The organism is Paenibacillus sp. EB106-06-01-XG199 (genome assembly GCF_058791575.1).
On the sequence record NZ_JBYTDQ010000005.1, the window covers coordinates 81,603 to 98,313 of the forward strand.

The following is a 16,711-nucleotide window of genomic DNA, read 5'->3' on the forward strand; positions in this document are numbered from 1 at the left end:
ATGCAGAAAGAATATGGAGGAATGTAGTCTCTTTTGCAACTGGATAAAGGGACTGACCCTAAAAAGCAGACCCGGCTGCCCGGATCTGCTTCATCGTTAGGGGTTATTCTGCTTGCCGCAATCTTTCAACAACCGTCGCCTTGGTTAGTAAGCTGTAGGAGCTTAGCGTTACAGTGTACGCAATAGCGGCCAGGACCGGAATGACCAGAACAAAGGGCAGCCAGCTGAAGTGGTAGACCGTAAAGGCCATATTATCCGCTATGTTTTTGGAAATGATGTAAGTCAGAAATAGGCCTAAGGTGGAGGTGATCGCTACGGTCAACAGGACATTGTACATTCCCTCATAGACCAGAACCCTTTTCAGTTGCCGCTTGGTCATACCGATGCTCTCCAGTAAGGCGAATTCATTTCTGCGGGTAATGACCCCGGTAATAACGGTATTGATATAATTGAGGATGCCTATGAGCGCAATGACAAAGCTGAGACCGTAGCCGACCGTCTGGAAAATGCGGATAAACGAGCCAAGCTCCTCCTTGTAATCTTCTCTTGATTTGAAGACCAGCTCATCACTTGAAGCTACAATGGACTTAACCTCCTGTTCAACACTGCTAAGCTTGGCCGGATCGGCGTGAATGGTTGCTGACAACCCCATAGGCGGATTGCTTCCCGCCGGCAGCGCCTTGGTTAATTCTGAGGCGGGAAGGAAGGTGTTGTACCCATAGATTGGATATGATTGAGTAGTTGCTGCATAAAGGGCATCGAGTTTTAAAACGGCCATGACTTCATAACTCTTTCCCAGACCCGGATGTTTGATCGTGTCACCGGGATGATAATAAGTTTCATAAGTATCTTCCCCATGCATCATAGCTTCTGTCACCAGCACATAGTTACCGGAAGCGAACTTCTGTTTATCGAAGGTTCCTTCAATAACATCCTTCTGCACCAGGTCATACCAGCCGCCATCAATGCCGTACAGATCGAGCATAATGAAGTTATTCTTAAGAGTTTGTACAAGGAAAGGTTCGGGTTTAAGTACCTCTGCTTGAGGTTTCAGTGAAGCGCGTATCGTGTCATCCAAAGTGTATTTTTCGAATTTATAATATACATTGTCCACCTGTTCCACTCCGTCAATCTTATCCAGAGTACTTTTGAACGCTTCCGAAAGTTTGTAAGGATCTCCGGTCTGTTCGCCTTCTGTATACAAGATAGCGTTATTGTGGATTACAAAGTCACCGGCGATATAAGTCTCCAGGTACTTATTGACATCCAGCGATGAGATCACGGTAAAGATAACACTGAACAAGACCATACTTAAGGAGAGTGAGGTCAGCATAAGAAACAGCTTCTTTTTATTGCGAAACAGATTGGAGAAGGCCATACTGTAAAGCTTTGCCCCGCGTGTCGAGCGTTTCTTCATCCGCCGTTTCACGCTCACGCCTGCGAATCTGACCGCTTCCACCGGGGAGATCCGTGCGGCCATCCGGCCCGGCTTGCTGGCAGCGATCCAAAGCGTCAGGTAGGAGAATACGGCAGCCCCAATAAAAATCCACGGGCTGGCTGAATAGGAAGTTTCCATAGTATCAGGAGAGATGTTGCTAAGCATCGGGGTCAACCACCGGCCAATACCATAACCGGAAGCCAGGCCAAACGGCAGTCCTAGAATGTACAGCAGCTGCGCCTGACTAATAATAATTCTCTTCAGTTGTTGCGGCGTGGTCCCGATGGCCTTCAGCAGGCCGTAAAATTTGACATCCCGCACTACCGATATGTAGAAGATATTATAAATCAGCAAATATCCGCTAAGCATGATAATGAGTATGACTCCCATATAGGGAACAAATTTGATGATGTTATCTGAAAGGGAGGAAGTTGTGTAGGCCCAGTTTATTCCGATTGGAGCATCTACACCTGTGTCCTTGAGTACCTTATTGAGCTTTTTTTCGATATCGACGGCATTGCTGAACATCACACTTAGTTCGGAGGTATTCACATAAGAACCGTCAGCTTTGGACTTCACCGGATCGATAGAGGACAGGTTCTTGTTTACAAAAGCCTCCGATACCAAAGCCAGCCCCGACATGGCCAGGTTTCTGTCCGCGTAATAGTACCCCGAAACAATAAATTCCTGCTGAATCACGCGCACCCCTGTATCTATGTCCAGAACAACCCGCTGGCCCAGCGCGTGCCTGATGCCAAGCTTATCCAACACCCAGGTATTTAGCACAACCTCATTTTCTGCGGCAGGCAGCCCGCCTTCAATGAATGTTATAAAACCGTGCTTTGCGCTGTTCTCATCCATCCGTAAGACCTCTACCCGACTATCCTTGAACACATCATTTGTTAACTCTCCAGCTTTAAGAGTGACTCCGTATTCCCGGATGGAGGGATGTTTCTTCAGCGCTTCGACCTGTGCCGGGGCCAGATATTTGAAGCCTCCGTGGAAGTCAGAGCCAACCGTTTTCATCTGGGCTAATTCCATCGATTTGTTGATGCTTAAGACCATGGTGAAGATGGAGGTAATGAGCAGTGTAGTCAGGATGACCGCGCAGATTACGGCCAGATTGCGCATTAGATTGGCTTTCAGGCTTTTTAGAGCAAGGCGGTTTACAATTTTGCGGTTGTTGGTTGTGATCATAACGTCTTAACCCCGGTGGATACCGTCTCGTTGCCGGAAACAATGCGTCCGTCTTCAATTCTAATAATGCGGTCGGCAGTCTGGGCGATGGATTCATTATGAGTAATCATGACAATGGTCTGATTGAATTTCTCGCTTAGCTGCTTCAGCAGAATAAGAACCTCTTGGCTCGTTTTGCTATCCAGATTCCCTGTAGGCTCGTCAGCCAGAATAATGGAAGGTTTAGTTGCCAGTGCTCTGGCAATCGCAACACGCTGCTGTTGCCCGCCGGAAAGGTTAGACGGAAGATTGTGGATTTTCTCCTGAAGTCCCAGGGCCTGGATCACTTCATCCAGATATTTCTGATCAATTCTGCCGCCGTCGAGTTCTATAGGAAGCAATATATTTTCGAGCACATTCAGAATCGGTACCAGATTATAGCTCTGAAAGATGAATCCAACCGATCTGCGTCTAAAAATCGTCAATTTCTCGTCACTCATCGCAAAGATATCGTTCCCATCCACAATCACTTTGCCTTCAGTGGCCCGGTCCAGGCCGCCGAGCATATGAAGCAGGGTGCTTTTTCCGCTGCCGCTGGTGCCGACAATGGCCAGAAATTCGCCTTTTTCTACAGACAGAGAGACATCGTCCAGCGCTTTAACCGTCATCTGCGGATCTTTGCCATAATATTTCTTGAGGTGTTCTATTTTTAATATAGGCATGGGTGATTCATCCTCCATAATCTTTGATGCTCTTAAGATATCAGACAATTCTAACTGGACAGTGTCTGAAATCTGATGATAATGACACAATTAGATTTGGGGTAGAAACATAGACATTTTTGTTCCCCTGCCTGGCTCGGATACCGCTGTAATAAAACCTCCCTGCATGCTGATAATCTTCCGTGTCAAATACAGCCCGATTCCAATGCCTTCATATTCCCTGGCGCTGTGTCCCCGGTAAAATCGTTTGAAGATGTGCTTAAGCTCATCCTGGGGAATTCCTATGCCTGTATCCGATACATCTATCCGGGTAAACATTTCATTGCTTTCAGTCACGATGGAAATTTTACCGCCTGCCTCTGTGTACTTTACCGAATTTTCCAGAAGATTGAATAAGGCCTCGCTGGTCCATTGAGGATCATGACGGGCTTTTGTAAGGTGATTGCATTCGATATGAATATCGATCTGTTTACTTTCCGCACGGGTATAGATATGGGATACAGCCCGGGTTATCGTCTGAATCACCGGATTGACCGCGCTGTGCAGGGTGATCATCCCCGTTTCCAGCCGGGACATTTTGACCAGGGAGGTAATCAGCCATTCGAGCTTTTCTGATTGCGACTGAATATGGCTCACCAGCTGCCGGGATTCTTCATCCAGCTCCGGGACCTCAGCAAGCAGCTGGCTATAGATCATGATATTGGATAGGGGTGTTTTGGTCTGATGCGAAATATCAGAGATCAGTTCTTTGATTCTGTTCTTTTCCGTTTCCAGGTTCTGTTCATTCGCTTTGGAGATCTCAATGTAACGCAACAATTTATGTTCCATGGAAGAGAGGAGGTTTTCTTCAAAATGGGTCATTTTCTCCCGTCCGTAAATTGCCCGGTCCACCATTTCATCCAGCGTATCCACGAAGGATGTAACCTGCCGCCGCAACGACCAGTTCCAGGCAGCCCCCATGACAAGCATTAAAGAGACGAAAAGTGCAGTGAGTTCCGGGAGTGCCGGATGATCCCCTTGTAGAAAAAGGACCACTCCAGCATAGCCGAATACCAGGAGAATGAAGATTGCCGAAAATATAAGGCTAATGCGTTTGGAGTAATGGATCTGTCTGCTGCTGCTGCTGCTCATGGGTTTGGCCTTTCCGCCCATAGATATCCCAGACCGTAGACTGTTTTTATGTATTGTGGAGCCGAAGGCTCGTCCTCGATCTTGGCCCGCAGCCGCTTGACAGCTACTGTCAGCGCGTTCTCATCCACAAACTCAGCCTCCTGCGACCAGATCTTGTCGATTAACTGTTCTCTATTTAAAATAATGCCGGGGTTCGTGACAAATATTTTCAACAGCTTCAGCTCGGTTTTGCTAAGGATCAGTTGCTCTTGGTTCTTATAAAACTCCAGCTTTCCAAAATCGAAGCTTAAGGGTCCTAGCGTTACTTTGTCCTCGCTGTGCGGGGCAGATCTTTTGAGGACGGCCATGACTCTGGCCCTTAAGACCATCAGACTGAACGGTTTCGTAATATAATCATCGCCTCCCAGCTCAAACCCCGTAACGATATCAGGCTCCATGTCGTTTGCGGTCAAAAAGATAATCGGCACCTGCGAGGTTCTCCGGATCTTCTCACAGTAATCCAGCCCGCTTCCGTCGGGAAGATTGATATCCAGAATAATAAGATCAATCTTAAGGGAAGAGAGAATCAGCTCCGCTGAGGCTATGTCGTAAGCCTGCTGTATAGACAGATCATTCTGGGAAAGGGTCAGGGCAATGCCTTTATTGAGACTCCGGTCATCTTCAACGATTAACAATGTCTTCAAGGTGTGTGCTCCTTTGTTCCTCTGCATGCTGCAGAAGCTATATTAAGGGATACCTGCAACAATTATACACACTAGCGATGTTTAAAGTCTCTCCCGGCAGAGAGTTAGGCTTGTTTCCGCCCCCGGCAGCCTGCAGTCCTAACCCTTCCCCGACTAAGGTCCAGTTCATAAAACCGTCCACGGTCTGTTTTGAAAGTCTGCGGTTTACCCTAGAATAAGGTTATAAGGTTGAGGTCAACGAAAGGCGGTGAGAAAATGCAAAATAGAAAAGGTAACGGACTTGCGGTTGTGCTGATCGTGCTCGGAGCAATAATGCTGATGGGTATTGCGCTTCCTCTGATTCACGGAGTCTTCAGACTTCTCTTCCCGGTATTGCTGGTTGTTCTCGGGTACTACGGAATTAAAAGCGGACGCAAAATTATCGGCTGGATCGTAATGTTCATCGGTGTTATGTCGCTGATTGCCAAGCTTTCCTGGATCATCGGACCCCTGCTCGGTATCGCGCTTGTGGTTTGGGGAATCTCAGTACTGAAGGGCAAACAAAACAGAACATACTAAGTTTTTAGAAGTTTACTTACTAAGAAGCAGGGAGGGAGCAGGAAATCATGAGTGTTTTTCGCCGCATGAGGGATATCACCGTAGCTAATCTAAATGAACGTCTGGAACAAAGCCAGGACCCCGTGAAGCTGATTGACCAATTTCTCCATTCAACCCGTGAAGAAATCGGTGAAGCTGAAAGACTGTACCAGCAATATGCTTCCCACACGAAGCAATTGCAGCAGCAAGTCAACCAGGCAACGGCTATGAAGAATAAGCGTGAAGAACAGGCGCTGCTGGCACTTAAGGCAGGAGAGGATCATCTCGCCAAGCTGGCTTTGCAGGAAAAGATCATTCACGAGGAAAAGCTGGAGCAGTACAGCGGGCTGCTGGAACAGAGCCAAGTATCGCTGTATGAGCTGGAAAGCCAGCTTAATGAGCTGAAAGTCGAATATCAGACCGTATATAACAAACGCCAGTATTATGCAGCACGGATGGAGTCGCTGAGACTTCAGCAGCGGATGAACCAAAGAGCCGGAACCTACGGCAACGGCGGTGATGTTCCCAAGATGTTCGGACGGCTCGAGGACCGGATGAACGACTGGGAGCTGGAAGCAAAAAGTCTGCGCGATTTGCGCCGGATGGGGCAGGAATACGCAGTGCAGGCTGGAGAAACTGTAGCAACTGTACTGGAAAGAGAAATGGCCCGTCTGAAGGAGAAGCTTAACAATGACGGAAAGGAGTAGTACTATGAGCCGATTGTACCGTTCAACCCGTGACAAGGTAATGACAGGGCTTGCAGGAGGAGTGTCCGAGACTCTCGGTATTGACTCCACCCTGTTCCGGATATTGCTCTTGGTCAGCATCCCCTTTACCGGGGGCGCAACGATTCTGGTGTACTTTGTTGCAGCGCTTGTCATTCCCAAGGAGCCAACGCAGTATAATCCTTTTGGCCCTGGACCCGGAGCTCCGAACGGCCCTTATGGCGGCCCTTACTCCGGAGGACCTGGATATGGACGCGGCCCGCAAGGCCCGCAGGGTCCTCATGGACAGGGAGGATATGGTCCGAATAACGGTCAGCCGGGCTATAACCCCGGTTATGACAAAGCAAATGCTTACTCGGCCCCGGACTCCGGTCTGGATGCCATGATGAAGGATATTGAGAAGAAGGCCCTGCAGAAAGAAGTCGAAGAGCTTAAACAAAAACTTGCTAAATACGAGAAGGGAGAAGTGTAAAACATGGGAGTATTTCAACGGATTAAAGATATGACAAAGGCGTCGGTAAACGACTTGCTGGATAAGGTAGAGGACCCAATTGTAATGCTGAATCAATATCTGCGCGATATGGAGGCAGAAATTCACGAAGCTGAGGTTACTGTAGCGAAGCAAATGGCCAATGAGCGCCGGATGAAACAGCGCGTCGATGAAGCAGCCAAAATGTCCGGACAACGTGCGGCACAGGCTGAGCTTGCCTTGAAGAATGGTCAGGAAGAAGTAACCCGCAAGCTGCTGGAGGAAAAAATCTACTTCGACCAGAAGCAGGTTGAATACAGCGATCTTCATGCTCAAGCTGAAGTGCAAGCCAAAGAACTGGTACAACAGCTGCATGACATGAAGGATGAGTTCTACAAACTGCGCAACAAACGCAACGAGCTGGTATCCCGTGCACAAATGGCGAAAGCCAAGAAGCAAATGTCGCAAATCAGCAGTGTTCATGCCATCGAAAGCGGCAGCGCATCGCTCGGATTCCACCGTATGGAAGAAAAGATCATGCAGCTTGAAGCAGAAGCAGATGTTATGCGTGCCCCTTACAGCCCTTCGGCCGGTGTATACAGCAAGCCTGTAGATGCCGAGAAGCAGCTTAAAGTGGATGAGCAGCTCGCTGCACTTAAGAGCAAGCTGAACCCAACTTCTTCATCCCCGTCGCTTGACAAAAAAGAATAATAAGCCAGTTCCTAAACAATAGGCGTATATGATATGCTGAACAAGGTAAAGCCATACGGTATGGATTCTCCATACCGGTATGGCTTTTGTAGCGGGATGCGGCTATAGGTGGAAGTTTCTCCAATTCATGATGCATACAATCATTGATTGGAGAAACTTCAACATTAATCAGTTTTGCTGCGCAAAACTTAAGTTTATGCTTACGAAGTCAGTTTTGCTGCGCAAAACTTAAGTTTATGCTTACGAAGTCAGTTTTGCTGCGCAAAACTTTTAGGAGGTGCGAAATGGATAAACGAAACCGTTTGATTGCCATCGGACTGATTGGAATAGGCTGCTTGATGATATTTGGCAGATGGCTCGGCTTTTTCTCCATTGTCGCGCTCCTGTTCCTGCTGCTGGGGATTTACCGGACGACATCGGGCAGGGTGAAGCAGGGTTATACTTTGCTTGGAGTCGGTGCCGTACTGCTGCTGCTGGATCATTTGCTGCTTGTATTGGGGATTTGTCTGATCTCACTGGGGATGTTTTTTGTAAAGTCCAAAAGAATGCAGAAACGCGGCGGGTTCATGCAGAAGCAAAGCTTCTCTTCCCGGTTTGACTGGGACCTCTCTCCATGGGTGATGCGCAGTCTGAGTGCATGGCATGTGATGGGTGAAGCCGATGTGGATCTTTCGCTGGCTATGGCGGAGGATAAAGAGACCATCATGCTGTTTCAGGGCATTTTTGGCGATATGGATGTTCATTTGTCGGAAGACTACGGTGTGGAGATTGAAGCCTTTGTGCTGTTCGGCTCGATCGAATTCGGCAGCCATCGGGATACCGGAATGCTGAACCGGCTCAATTGGAAATCGGCCAATTATGACATCAGCGAGAATAAGGTGAAGATTAATGTATCTTATTTAATGGGCGACCTGGATATAAGCATGTCCTAAAAGGGATGAGCGTTAGCTAAGAAGGGAGGGCTCCCGGCGTGGAGGAAAAGAATAGGAGCATGGTAACGCGCAGCATGGGCGAGGGGGCTCTGTTCTCCTTTGTCATGCTGCTGGTTATCCTGTACATTATGTATACATACGGATATTTGCAGCCCTTTGAAAACTGGAAGATCGGGGTAAGAACGGCGGTGACGCTAATTCTGCTGCCGATGGTTTTCGGAATTGGCTTCGGTTTCTACCAGAGCTTCCGCATCAAGCGCAAGCTGGAGCGGCTGCGGGCAACACTGGTAGCCTGGGAGAAAGGAAATCTTACCCCGGCTATGCCGGAACTGGGTACGGATGAACTGGGCAGGCTTGGCTTGCAGCTTGGCCGGATCAGCGGCAAGTGGGAGAACCAGGTGAACACACTGCAGCGGCTGTCCACCAATAACGCCAAGCTTGCCGAACAGGCGCGCGTATCGGCGATTATGGAGGAAAGGCAGCGGCTGGCACGTGAGCTGCATGATGCTGTATCGCAGCAGCTGTTCGCGATCTCCATGACGGCGACGGCTGTAGGCAGAACGCTGGAGAAGGACTTTGACAAGGCACAGCGGCAGATTGCGCTTATCGAGGAGATGTCCGCCGTAGCCCAGTCGGAGATGCGGGCACTGCTGCTGCACCTGCGTCCGGTGTACCTGGAGGGCAAAGGTCTGGAGCAGGGGCTGCAGGAGTTGATTAAGGAACTGGAGATCAAGGTTCCTATGGAGATTGTGTTTGAGATGGACCCGGATGTACATCTGCTTAAAGGGATCGAGAATCATTTGTTCCGCATTGTGCAGGAGGCCATTTCCAATACACTGCGCCATGCCAAAGCGGATAAGATGGAGATCCGGCTGCACCGCCGGGGAGATACCGTGCGCCTCACACTGCGGGATGACGGGATTGGCTTCGAAATGGATGAAAGTAAGCAGACTTCCTACGGACTCTCCAATATGCAGGAGCGGATCAATGAAACCGGAGGCTCCATTCAATTTATCACCGCACCCGGCAAAGGGATGCGCATTGAAATTACTGTACCACTAGTTAATGAATAAGGGGGCAAGGGCAAACCATGGAGATAGAGGAAGCGGAAGCAATCAAAGTACTGCTCGTGGACGATCATGAAATGGTCCGGATCGGACTTGCTGCGGTGCTTGGTACCGAGGACGGAATCGAAGTCGTGGGCGAAGCAGGGAGCGGCGAAGAAGGCATCCGGCTGGCCCAGGAATATAATCCGGATGTGGTACTGATGGATCTTGTGATGGACGGCATGGACGGCATTGAAACAACGAGACAACTCCTGAAACTTTATCCGGATTGTAAGGTAATCGTGCTTACCAGCTATTTGGATGACGAAAAAATGTACCCGGTCATTGAAGCCGGAGCCTTCAGCTATTTGCTGAAAACCTCGCGGGCCAGTGAAGTGGCGGATGCCATCCGTGCGGCGGCAAGAGGCCAATCGGTGCTGGAGTCGCAGGTAGCTTCCAAAATGATGAACCGTTTCCGTAACAATGCCAAAGGAGAATCACCTGCCTATAAGGAGCTTACCGAGCGCGAAATGGAAGTGCTGAAGCTGCTGGCCCAGGGCAAATCCAATCAGGATATTGCTGACCAGCTGATTATCGGGATCAAAACTGTGAAATTTCACGTAACGAACATTCTCGCCAAACTGGGTGTGGAAGACCGGACCCAGGCAGCTATATATGCTTACAAGAACGGTCTGGCTGAATAACAACCTCAGGAAGTATATATCCTCTTGAACCTGGACATCCTTTCTAGTAGATTACTAGATTGGTTCGAGAGGGAGATGTGGAGATGAAGCTGCGGAACAGAGGAAGAGGGAAGGCCACATTAGCGCTGCTATTCATGTGTATTGCGGCACTATTACTGGCGGGGTTCCGCAGTGGGGCAGGCGGAGAGGCTGTGACGGCATCTGCTGCAGCTGATGTTATCATTTCCGAAGGGGCTGGACTGGAACAAGGTCTGGAACTGCTGGTTACAGCCGGACGGAAATCCACTGAACCGGGATCTCCGCTGCGGCTTGTGCTGAAATGGCAGGGGGAATACAGCGGTAACGCTGCAGAATCTGCGGAAGCCGCTGCCGGCCTGGCTGAACGTCTCGGACTTGGAACGCCGGAGCACAGTGAAGAAGATGGACACACAACCTTCCGTGCTGCCGCATCCTTTAACCCATCAGGGAAAACCTCCCTGTTCTGGAGCGGGATTGACCAGAGCCGCAGCTATGTGATCGTAACCCTTGAAACGGCTGATCTGCTCAAGGCAACGGCATTTCAGGCAGCGGCGCAAGAAGCGGGTGTGCAGATGCAGGCTGCCGGCATCGAGCCGGAGTGGAATGTTTCCCTTCAGGGCGTGGCTTCCACACAAGGAACCCCGCGCGAAGCGCTTGTTCATACAGAACAGGCCATCGCTGCCGCGATCTCCGGTTTGCAGGCGGTGGAAGATTATGAAGACGAAACCACGTACAGCCGCTCTTACAGTGTCCCGGGTTTGGCGCGTTATGTGAGCAGCGGGAAGCATGCTGTCGCTATGCAGACAGCTGTTCATAAGAACGGCAACAACAACAGCAACCGGGTAACGATTGGGTTGCCGCTGATCACGATTGAATATTAGGGCAGATTCGATGAAATCCGAAGGTAATAGACATTAATTGTTATATAAGCTGGACTATGTAAACGAATAAGAAAGATTAATGGAAAATTACGAAATCCCGAGAAAAACTGTCAGGAATGTGATAGCATCCTTTCTGCGAATATGATAAAATGACATCACGCCGTCATGCGTTTTTTATAATTTGACGGACGTTGAGAATGATTGTCAACTATATTACATACAGAGAGATGAGGAGCCATGGCTGAAAATCAAACCCTTGATGCACTGCATACACCCGGCGCTGTATTTTTTATCTTTGGGGCAACCGGAGATCTAGCCCGGCGTAAGCTTTTTCCGGCGATTTACAGTTTATACCGTGAAGGTAAGCTGACACATGATTTTGCGGTAATTGGCGTGGCTCGGCGTCCCCGCACCCAGGAGGAATTCCGGGAAGATGTGAAAGAGTCCATTCGCGAATTCTGCCGCTACCAGGCGGGAGATGCTGCTGAATGGAATGAGTTCGTGCAGCATTTTGAATACAAGTCTTTGGACATCAATAATATCGACGGCTTCCGCGAGCTCAACGCGCAAACGGAGGCAATCGAAGAGAAATTCCGCATTCCTGGCAACCGTCTGTTCTATCTCGCCCTTGCTCCTGAGCTGTTCGGCAGCGTATCGTTCAACCTCAAAGCCGGTGGCATGCTGCAAAGTTCAGGCTGGAACCGTCTGGTGATCGAGAAACCGTTCGGTTACAATCTTGAGTCTGCTGAGCAGCTGAACGAACAGATCCGCCAGGTGTTTAAGGAAGAAGAGATTTACCGGATCGACCACTACCTGGGCAAGGAAATGGTGCAGAACATCGAAGTCATCCGTTTTGCGAATGCCTTCTTTGAACCGCTCTGGAACAACAAGCATATCGCCAACATTCAGATTACCCTCGGTGAAACCGTTGGGGTGGAAGAGCGCGGCGGATATTACGATCATGCGGGAGCGCTGCGCGACATGGGCCAGAACCATATTTTGCAGCTGCTGACGATGATCGCTATGGAACCGCCAAGCCGTTTGCTGGCTGAAGATATCCGTGATGAGAAGGTCAAGGTACTTCGTTCGTTGCGTCCGTATGCTTCCTCCGATGAAGTGCGCGAGAACGTGGTGCGCGGTCAGTACACCCAAGGCTTGTATAAAGGCAAGACCCTTCCGGCTTACCGCCAGGAAGACAAAGTGGACCCTGAATCCAATACCGAGACGTATTTCGCGGCGCGTGTATTTGTGGACAACTTCCGCTGGGCAGGCGTTCCTTTCTACATCCGTACCGGTAAACGTCTCCCGGTGAAGACGACGGAAGTGGTTGTAGAGTTCAAGGGTATGCCTACCAATGTTTATTTGGGTCAAAAGCATAACCTCGAGCCCAACCTGCTCGTTATCCGCGTGAATCCGATGGAAGGCATCTATGTGAAGATTAATGCCAAGAAACCGGGCTCGGAATCAGAAATTCAGCCGCTGGCTATGGATTTCTGCCAAAGCTGCATGGTGGGGATCAACTCGCCGGAAGCTTATGAGCGTCTGCTGCATGATGCGGCGCGTGGAGATTCGACCTATTTCACCCGTTGGGATGAGGTTTCATCGGCATGGTCGTTCGTGGACCGTATTGCCAAAGCGTGGAAGGAAGAAACGGCTGATCTGGCTTCGTACCCTGCAGGTTCGTGGGGGCCGGTGGAAGCCGATCAATTGCTGGCTCAGGAAGGTTTCCATTGGTGGCCAGTGAACGGACAGGAAGAAGACAATGTGGTCTGGCGGGTTAACAGCTAAGACCTGAATAAGCTGCAAGATTTTAAGCTCCCCCTGCAGAGGCTGCAGGGAGAGCTTTTTTGCGATACCCCCGTTAGCGTGGGGACGGGTTTGTCCAAATATAAGAATTTATATGTTTCACACGATAACTTATCCTTCTATTTCTCGCTGAAACGATACTGTCCTTAAAAAGGACGGCAAAGCCGTTTCCACTTGGTGAAATTCACGCAAAATAGCCTCATATGGGCCGAGGGCTGTACAGAATAGGCTGCAATCGCTGTTTTTCTTATAAGATATTTGGTATAAGCCGCTTTTTTGTAGATAAAGTTTGCCGGATTTTGATATACTTTAAAGGATGCTTTCACTAGAAGCGGAACTGGAGACTATTATGGGATAACAATGAATTCACCAATGAAGGGATTTGTACTCATGAGCAGAGCGCCGATTTGATGAACAACCCGTGTGATATAAGCAGAAGAATGAATTTATATATGAAGGGATATGTGCAATGAATAAGGCACCGGATCAGAAGCTGCAACAGGAAGTGGACAAACGCAGAACCTTTGCGATCATTTCCCACCCGGATGCGGGTAAAACAACACTTACGGAGAAGCTGCTGCTGTTCGGCGGAGCCATCCGGTTAGCGGGAACGGTTAAAGCCCGCAAGGCAAGCAAACATGCAACAAGTGACTGGATGGAAATAGAAAAACAGCGCGGGATTTCCGTTACTTCCTCTGTGATGCAGTTCGACTATTTAGACCATCGGGTGAACATTCTGGATACCCCGGGTCACCAGGATTTCAGTGAGGATACCTACCGTACGTTAACGGCTGCGGATAGCGCGGTGATGCTGATCGACGTGGCGAAGGGCGTAGAAACACAGACCATCAAGCTGTTCCAGGTCTGCGCCAAACGCGGCATTCCGATCTTTACGTTCATCAACAAGCTGGACCGTGAAGGGCAAAGTCCGTTTGATCTGATGGAAGAGCTTGAGAATGTACTGGGCATCCGTTCTGTTCCAATGAACTGGCCGATCGGCAGCGGACGTGAACTGTGCGGCGTGTACGACCGGATGAAGAATCAGGTGGAGCTGTTCCAGGGTGATGACCATTCCGTAATTAAAGTGCAAAAGGTGGAAAGCTACCGTGACCCGATTATCCGTGAGATGGCCGGTGAGTACCTGCATGATCAGCTGTGCCAGGAGCTGGAGCTGCTGGACGTTGCGGGCGATGCTTTTGACTATGAGAAGGTACTTCGCGGAGAGCTTACTCCGGTATTCTTTGGCAGTGCGATCAACAATTTCGGGGTGCAGACGTTCCTGGACAACTTCCTGGACCTCGCGCCGAAGCCGGAGCCACGCCGCAGCACAGTTGGCTCCATTGAGCCGACCAATGAGAAATTTACCGGCTATGTATTCAAAATCCAGGCAAACATGAACCCGGCCCACCGCGACCGGATTGCTTTCCTGCGGATCGTGTCCGGCAAGTTCGAGCGCGGCATGAGCGTAAAGCATGTCCGTGCAGGCAAAGACATCAAGCTGTCCCAGCCGCAGCAGTTCCTGGCCCAAGACCGCGATATCGTCGAAGAGGCGTATCCGGGCGATATTATCGGGCTGTTTGACCCGGGTATTTTCCGGATCGGGGATACGCTCAGTCAAGCCGGGGATATGGAGTTCGATGAGCTGCCGACGTTCTCACCGGAGATTTTCTCCAAAGTAAGCATCAAAAACGCACTGAAATCGAAGCAGTTCCAGAAGGGTATTGATCAGCTGACGGAAGAGGGCATGATTCAGGTGTTCCGCACGGTCAACTTTGACGATATTCTGCTGGGAGTAGTCGGACAGCTGCAGTTTGAGGTGTTTGAGTACCGGATGAAGGGGGAATACGGCGTGGATGTTCAGCTGCAGCGGATGTCATATCAGTTCGCACGCTGGATCGTGGATGAGAATAAACCGGACCCGGGCAAATTCCGCATCAACTCTACGCTGGTTACCGATAAGAAGGGCAACTACGTGGTGCTGTTCGAGAACGAATATGCGATGCGTACAGCGATGGAGAAGAACCCGACCGCGAAGTTCCTGGAAACAGCTCCTTGAGTGTAGGCTGTTGACGAATTCAGGCTGCAGGTGCAGTTGCAGATGATATAGCTGTACCTGCGGCAGTTTCAAATAGGTAGAAAAAACCTCCGCCCCCAAGTGTGCAGATGCACCTTGGGTGACGGAGGTTTTTGGCTCATGAGGTTTTCTAGGATGTGATGGATCCGGGAGTAACCTCCTCCAGATGTCTGTGGAGCAGACTAATCACATGATCCTGCTTGGCCTCTCCGAGGTCCTTCCAGACCATTTCAAACACGACGCCAAGCCCGGGAAGCGCAGCTTCCGGCCCGTCCACGGAGCCTTCAATCATGTGCCGCAGGTCTTCTTCGGACTGGCCGTGCACTTTATGGAGAATCGCCTGGCGCAAATCAATGGTAACCGGCATAATGTACCCCCTTACAAGTTTTGTGAGCAAAGCTTCCTGCATTCCTTCGTACAAAACTGCTTCGAAAGCACATGCTTAGTTTTGTGAGCAAAGCTTCCTGCATTCCTTCGTACAAAACTGCTTCGGAAGCATGTGCTTAGTTTTGTGAGCAAGGCTTCCTGCCAATGGTTCGCATAACTGGCTTTGGAAGCCTGCTCATGCTGAAACGCCCTGTACTAATGTGCCCTGCGGCGATGCTGAAAATTCAAGTTTGTGTGTGCTTATGCTATACTGTGTGAGATATAAAATGTGAGCGGGAGGTACACGGACATGGCTAAAAAACAATATGCCATCATCGGAATGGGACGTTTCGGCTCAAGTGTAGCCAAGGCGCTCAGCGGGATGGGATTTGATGTGCTGGCCATCGATTCGGATGAGCAGCGCACACAGGAAATTTCGGGAATTGTTACCCATGCCGTATCCGCGGATTCCACCGATGAGGAAGCGCTGCGCGCACTGGGCATTCGAAATTTCGATGTTGTCGTTGTGGCAATCGGAGAAGATATTCAGGCGAGTATTCTTACAACGCTGATCCTGAAGGACCTTGGGGTGCCGGCGATTCTGGTCAAGGCCAAAAGTGAGCTGCACGGCAAGGTGCTAAGCAAGATCGGTGCAGACAAAGTCATTTATCCCGAACGGGATATGGGCATGCGGGTTGCGCATCATCTGGCCTCGCCTAACATCCTTGACTATATTGAGCTGTCGCCGGATTACAGTATTCTGGATATGAAGGTTCCCAGGCCGATGCTGGGCAAAAACCTGCAGGAGCTGAATATCCGCGCCAAATATGGCTGCAATGTGATGGCGATCCGCCGGGGCGAAGAAATGAATATTACTCCAAGAGCCGAGGACCGGCTGGCCGATGGCGATGTTCTTGTCATCGTTGGCCACAAGGACAACCTGACCAAGCTGGAGATGGCATATCAATAACGCACGAGCATACGAAGTGTAACGTGGCTCTCGTGGTGCTGTAGGAAGTGTTAAATGCGCTGCCGATAGTGGCCGGATTTGCTTAGTTGCACTCAGTACAGCTATTTGCTTCGTTAACCGCTTGTTCAGAAGGATAGATGTATTTCGTGCAATTATAATTTAGCAAACCCCCGGTTCATAGCCATAATGATGATTATAAATGTACAGACTACAACTAAATTGGAATTAGCGGTAAAAAGCGTTATTTTAGTTGCAGGAAATACACTTAAAATGAAGCTGTGTG

At 49.7% G+C, this 16,711-nt stretch carries 16 protein-coding genes; 11 read left to right on the forward strand and 5 right to left on the reverse strand.

The window, feature by feature from the left end; all coding sequences use genetic code 11:
* Positions 1-103 precede the first annotated feature (103 nt).
* The 4 genes from AC3WT9_RS18890 to AC3WT9_RS18905 form a co-directional block, all read right to left on the reverse strand.
* Positions 104-2,635: an FtsX-like permease family protein gene (locus tag AC3WT9_RS18890; RefSeq protein ID WP_341379774.1), complete on the reverse strand. Its 2,532-nt coding sequence runs from the start codon at positions 2,633-2,635 to the stop codon at positions 104-106.
* On the reverse strand, positions 2,632-3,336 hold the full coding sequence (locus AC3WT9_RS18895; RefSeq protein WP_341379773.1) for an ABC transporter ATP-binding protein: 705 nt from the start codon (positions 3,334-3,336) through the stop codon (positions 2,632-2,634). Before AC3WT9_RS18895 ends, AC3WT9_RS18890 begins: the two co-directional genes overlap by 4 nt.
* A 90-nt stretch (positions 3,337-3,426) precedes the next feature.
* A complete protein-coding gene (locus AC3WT9_RS18900) occupies positions 3,427-4,467 on the reverse strand; it encodes an ATP-binding protein (protein ID WP_341379772.1) in 1,041 nt (346 codons plus the stop codon).
* A complete protein-coding gene (locus AC3WT9_RS18905) occupies positions 4,464-5,150 on the reverse strand; it encodes a response regulator transcription factor (protein WP_341379771.1) in 687 nt (228 codons plus the stop codon). The genes AC3WT9_RS18900 and AC3WT9_RS18905 overlap by 4 nt, the downstream gene beginning before the upstream one ends.
* A 255-nt stretch (positions 5,151-5,405) precedes the next feature.
* On the opposite strand from AC3WT9_RS18905, the gene AC3WT9_RS18910 reads away from it, so the two are divergent.
* The 10 genes from AC3WT9_RS18910 (at position 5,406) to AC3WT9_RS18955 (ending at position 15,074) form a co-directional block, all read left to right on the forward strand.
* Complete coding sequence (locus AC3WT9_RS18910) at positions 5,406-5,708, forward strand: LiaF transmembrane domain-containing protein (protein WP_341096257.1); 303 nt, start codon at positions 5,406-5,408, stop codon at positions 5,706-5,708.
* Positions 5,709-5,755: 47 nt separating this feature from the next.
* The gene (locus AC3WT9_RS18915) at positions 5,756-6,433 is read left to right on the forward strand and encodes a PspA/IM30 family protein (protein ID WP_341096255.1); all 678 of its coding nucleotides are present in this window, start codon (positions 5,756-5,758) and stop codon (positions 6,431-6,433) included.
* Between the two features lie 4 nt (positions 6,434-6,437).
* On the forward strand, positions 6,438-6,923 hold the full coding sequence (locus tag AC3WT9_RS18920; RefSeq protein ID WP_341096253.1) for a PspC domain-containing protein: 486 nt from the start codon (positions 6,438-6,440) through the stop codon (positions 6,921-6,923).
* A 3-nt stretch (positions 6,924-6,926) separates the two neighbouring features.
* Positions 6,927-7,631, forward strand: a complete 705-nt coding sequence (locus AC3WT9_RS18925; protein WP_038596377.1) for a PspA/IM30 family protein — start codon at positions 6,927-6,929, stop codon at positions 7,629-7,631.
* Positions 7,632-7,915: 284 nt separating this feature from the next.
* Positions 7,916-8,563, forward strand: coding sequence for a cell wall-active antibiotics response protein LiaF (liaF, locus tag AC3WT9_RS18930; protein ID WP_341379770.1), 648 nt, complete (start codon positions 7,916-7,918; stop codon positions 8,561-8,563).
* 59 nt (positions 8,564-8,622) lie between these two features.
* Positions 8,623-9,636 carry a sensor histidine kinase gene (locus AC3WT9_RS18935; RefSeq protein ID WP_379145701.1) on the forward strand — a complete coding sequence of 338 codons (1,014 nt, stop codon included), beginning with the start codon at positions 8,623-8,625 and terminating at the stop codon, positions 9,634-9,636.
* Between the two features lie 17 nt (positions 9,637-9,653).
* Positions 9,654-10,313, forward strand: coding sequence for a response regulator (locus AC3WT9_RS18940; RefSeq protein ID WP_341096248.1), 660 nt, complete (start codon positions 9,654-9,656; stop codon positions 10,311-10,313).
* Between the two features lie 83 nt (positions 10,314-10,396).
* Positions 10,397-11,212, forward strand: a complete 816-nt coding sequence (locus tag AC3WT9_RS18945; RefSeq protein ID WP_341379768.1) for a YwmB family TATA-box binding protein — start codon at positions 10,397-10,399, stop codon at positions 11,210-11,212.
* Positions 11,213-11,449: 237 nt separating this feature from the next.
* The gene (gene zwf, locus AC3WT9_RS18950; protein ID WP_341096244.1) at positions 11,450-13,000 is read left to right on the forward strand and encodes a glucose-6-phosphate dehydrogenase; all 1,551 of its coding nucleotides are present in this window, start codon (positions 11,450-11,452) and stop codon (positions 12,998-13,000) included.
* Between the two features lie 487 nt (positions 13,001-13,487).
* Positions 13,488-15,074, forward strand: a complete 1,587-nt coding sequence (locus tag AC3WT9_RS18955) for a peptide chain release factor 3 (RefSeq protein ID WP_341096242.1) — start codon at positions 13,488-13,490, stop codon at positions 15,072-15,074.
* 148 nt (positions 15,075-15,222) lie between these two features.
* Here AC3WT9_RS18955 and sspI read toward each other — a convergent pair whose 3' ends face one another.
* Entirely contained in the window at positions 15,223-15,459 is a 237-nt protein-coding gene (gene sspI / locus AC3WT9_RS18960) for a small acid-soluble spore protein SspI (RefSeq protein WP_038596368.1), read from the reverse strand.
* A 309-nt stretch (positions 15,460-15,768) separates the two neighbouring features.
* Between sspI and AC3WT9_RS18965 the strand changes: the two genes are divergently transcribed.
* Positions 15,769-16,428 carry a potassium channel family protein gene (locus AC3WT9_RS18965; RefSeq protein ID WP_038596366.1) on the forward strand — a complete coding sequence of 220 codons (660 nt, stop codon included), beginning with the start codon at positions 15,769-15,771 and terminating at the stop codon, positions 16,426-16,428.
* Positions 16,429-16,711: the final 283 nt, after the last annotated feature.

Coding starts and splice junctions, on each gene's coding strand:
- AC3WT9_RS18890 (WP_341379774.1), bottom strand. CDS start 2,635: ATGATCACAACCAACAACCGCAAAATTGTAAACCGCCTTGCTCTAAAA.
- AC3WT9_RS18910 (WP_341096257.1), top strand. CDS start 5,406: ATGCAAAATAGAAAAGGTAACGGACTTGCGGTTGTGCTGATCGTGCTC.
- liaF (WP_341379770.1), top strand. CDS start 7,916: ATGGATAAACGAAACCGTTTGATTGCCATCGGACTGATTGGAATAGGC.
- AC3WT9_RS18900 (WP_341379772.1), bottom strand. CDS start 4,467: ATGAGCAGCAGCAGCAGCAGACAGATCCATTACTCCAAACGCATTAGC.
- AC3WT9_RS18895 (WP_341379773.1), bottom strand. CDS start 3,336: ATGCCTATATTAAAAATAGAACACCTCAAGAAATATTATGGCAAAGAT.
- sspI (WP_038596368.1), bottom strand. CDS start 15,459: ATGCCGGTTACCATTGATTTGCGCCAGGCGATTCTCCATAAAGTGCAC.
- AC3WT9_RS18920 (WP_341096253.1), top strand. CDS start 6,438: ATGAGCCGATTGTACCGTTCAACCCGTGACAAGGTAATGACAGGGCTT.
- AC3WT9_RS18925 (WP_038596377.1), top strand. CDS start 6,927: ATGGGAGTATTTCAACGGATTAAAGATATGACAAAGGCGTCGGTAAAC.
- AC3WT9_RS18915 (WP_341096255.1), top strand. CDS start 5,756: ATGAGTGTTTTTCGCCGCATGAGGGATATCACCGTAGCTAATCTAAAT.
- AC3WT9_RS18945 (WP_341379768.1), top strand. CDS start 10,397: ATGAAGCTGCGGAACAGAGGAAGAGGGAAGGCCACATTAGCGCTGCTA.
- AC3WT9_RS18935 (WP_379145701.1), top strand. CDS start 8,623: ATGGTAACGCGCAGCATGGGCGAGGGGGCTCTGTTCTCCTTTGTCATG.
- AC3WT9_RS18940 (WP_341096248.1), top strand. CDS start 9,654: ATGGAGATAGAGGAAGCGGAAGCAATCAAAGTACTGCTCGTGGACGAT.
- AC3WT9_RS18955 (WP_341096242.1), top strand. CDS start 13,488: ATGAATAAGGCACCGGATCAGAAGCTGCAACAGGAAGTGGACAAACGC.
- AC3WT9_RS18965 (WP_038596366.1), top strand. CDS start 15,769: ATGGCTAAAAAACAATATGCCATCATCGGAATGGGACGTTTCGGCTCA.
- zwf (WP_341096244.1), top strand. CDS start 11,450: ATGGCTGAAAATCAAACCCTTGATGCACTGCATACACCCGGCGCTGTA.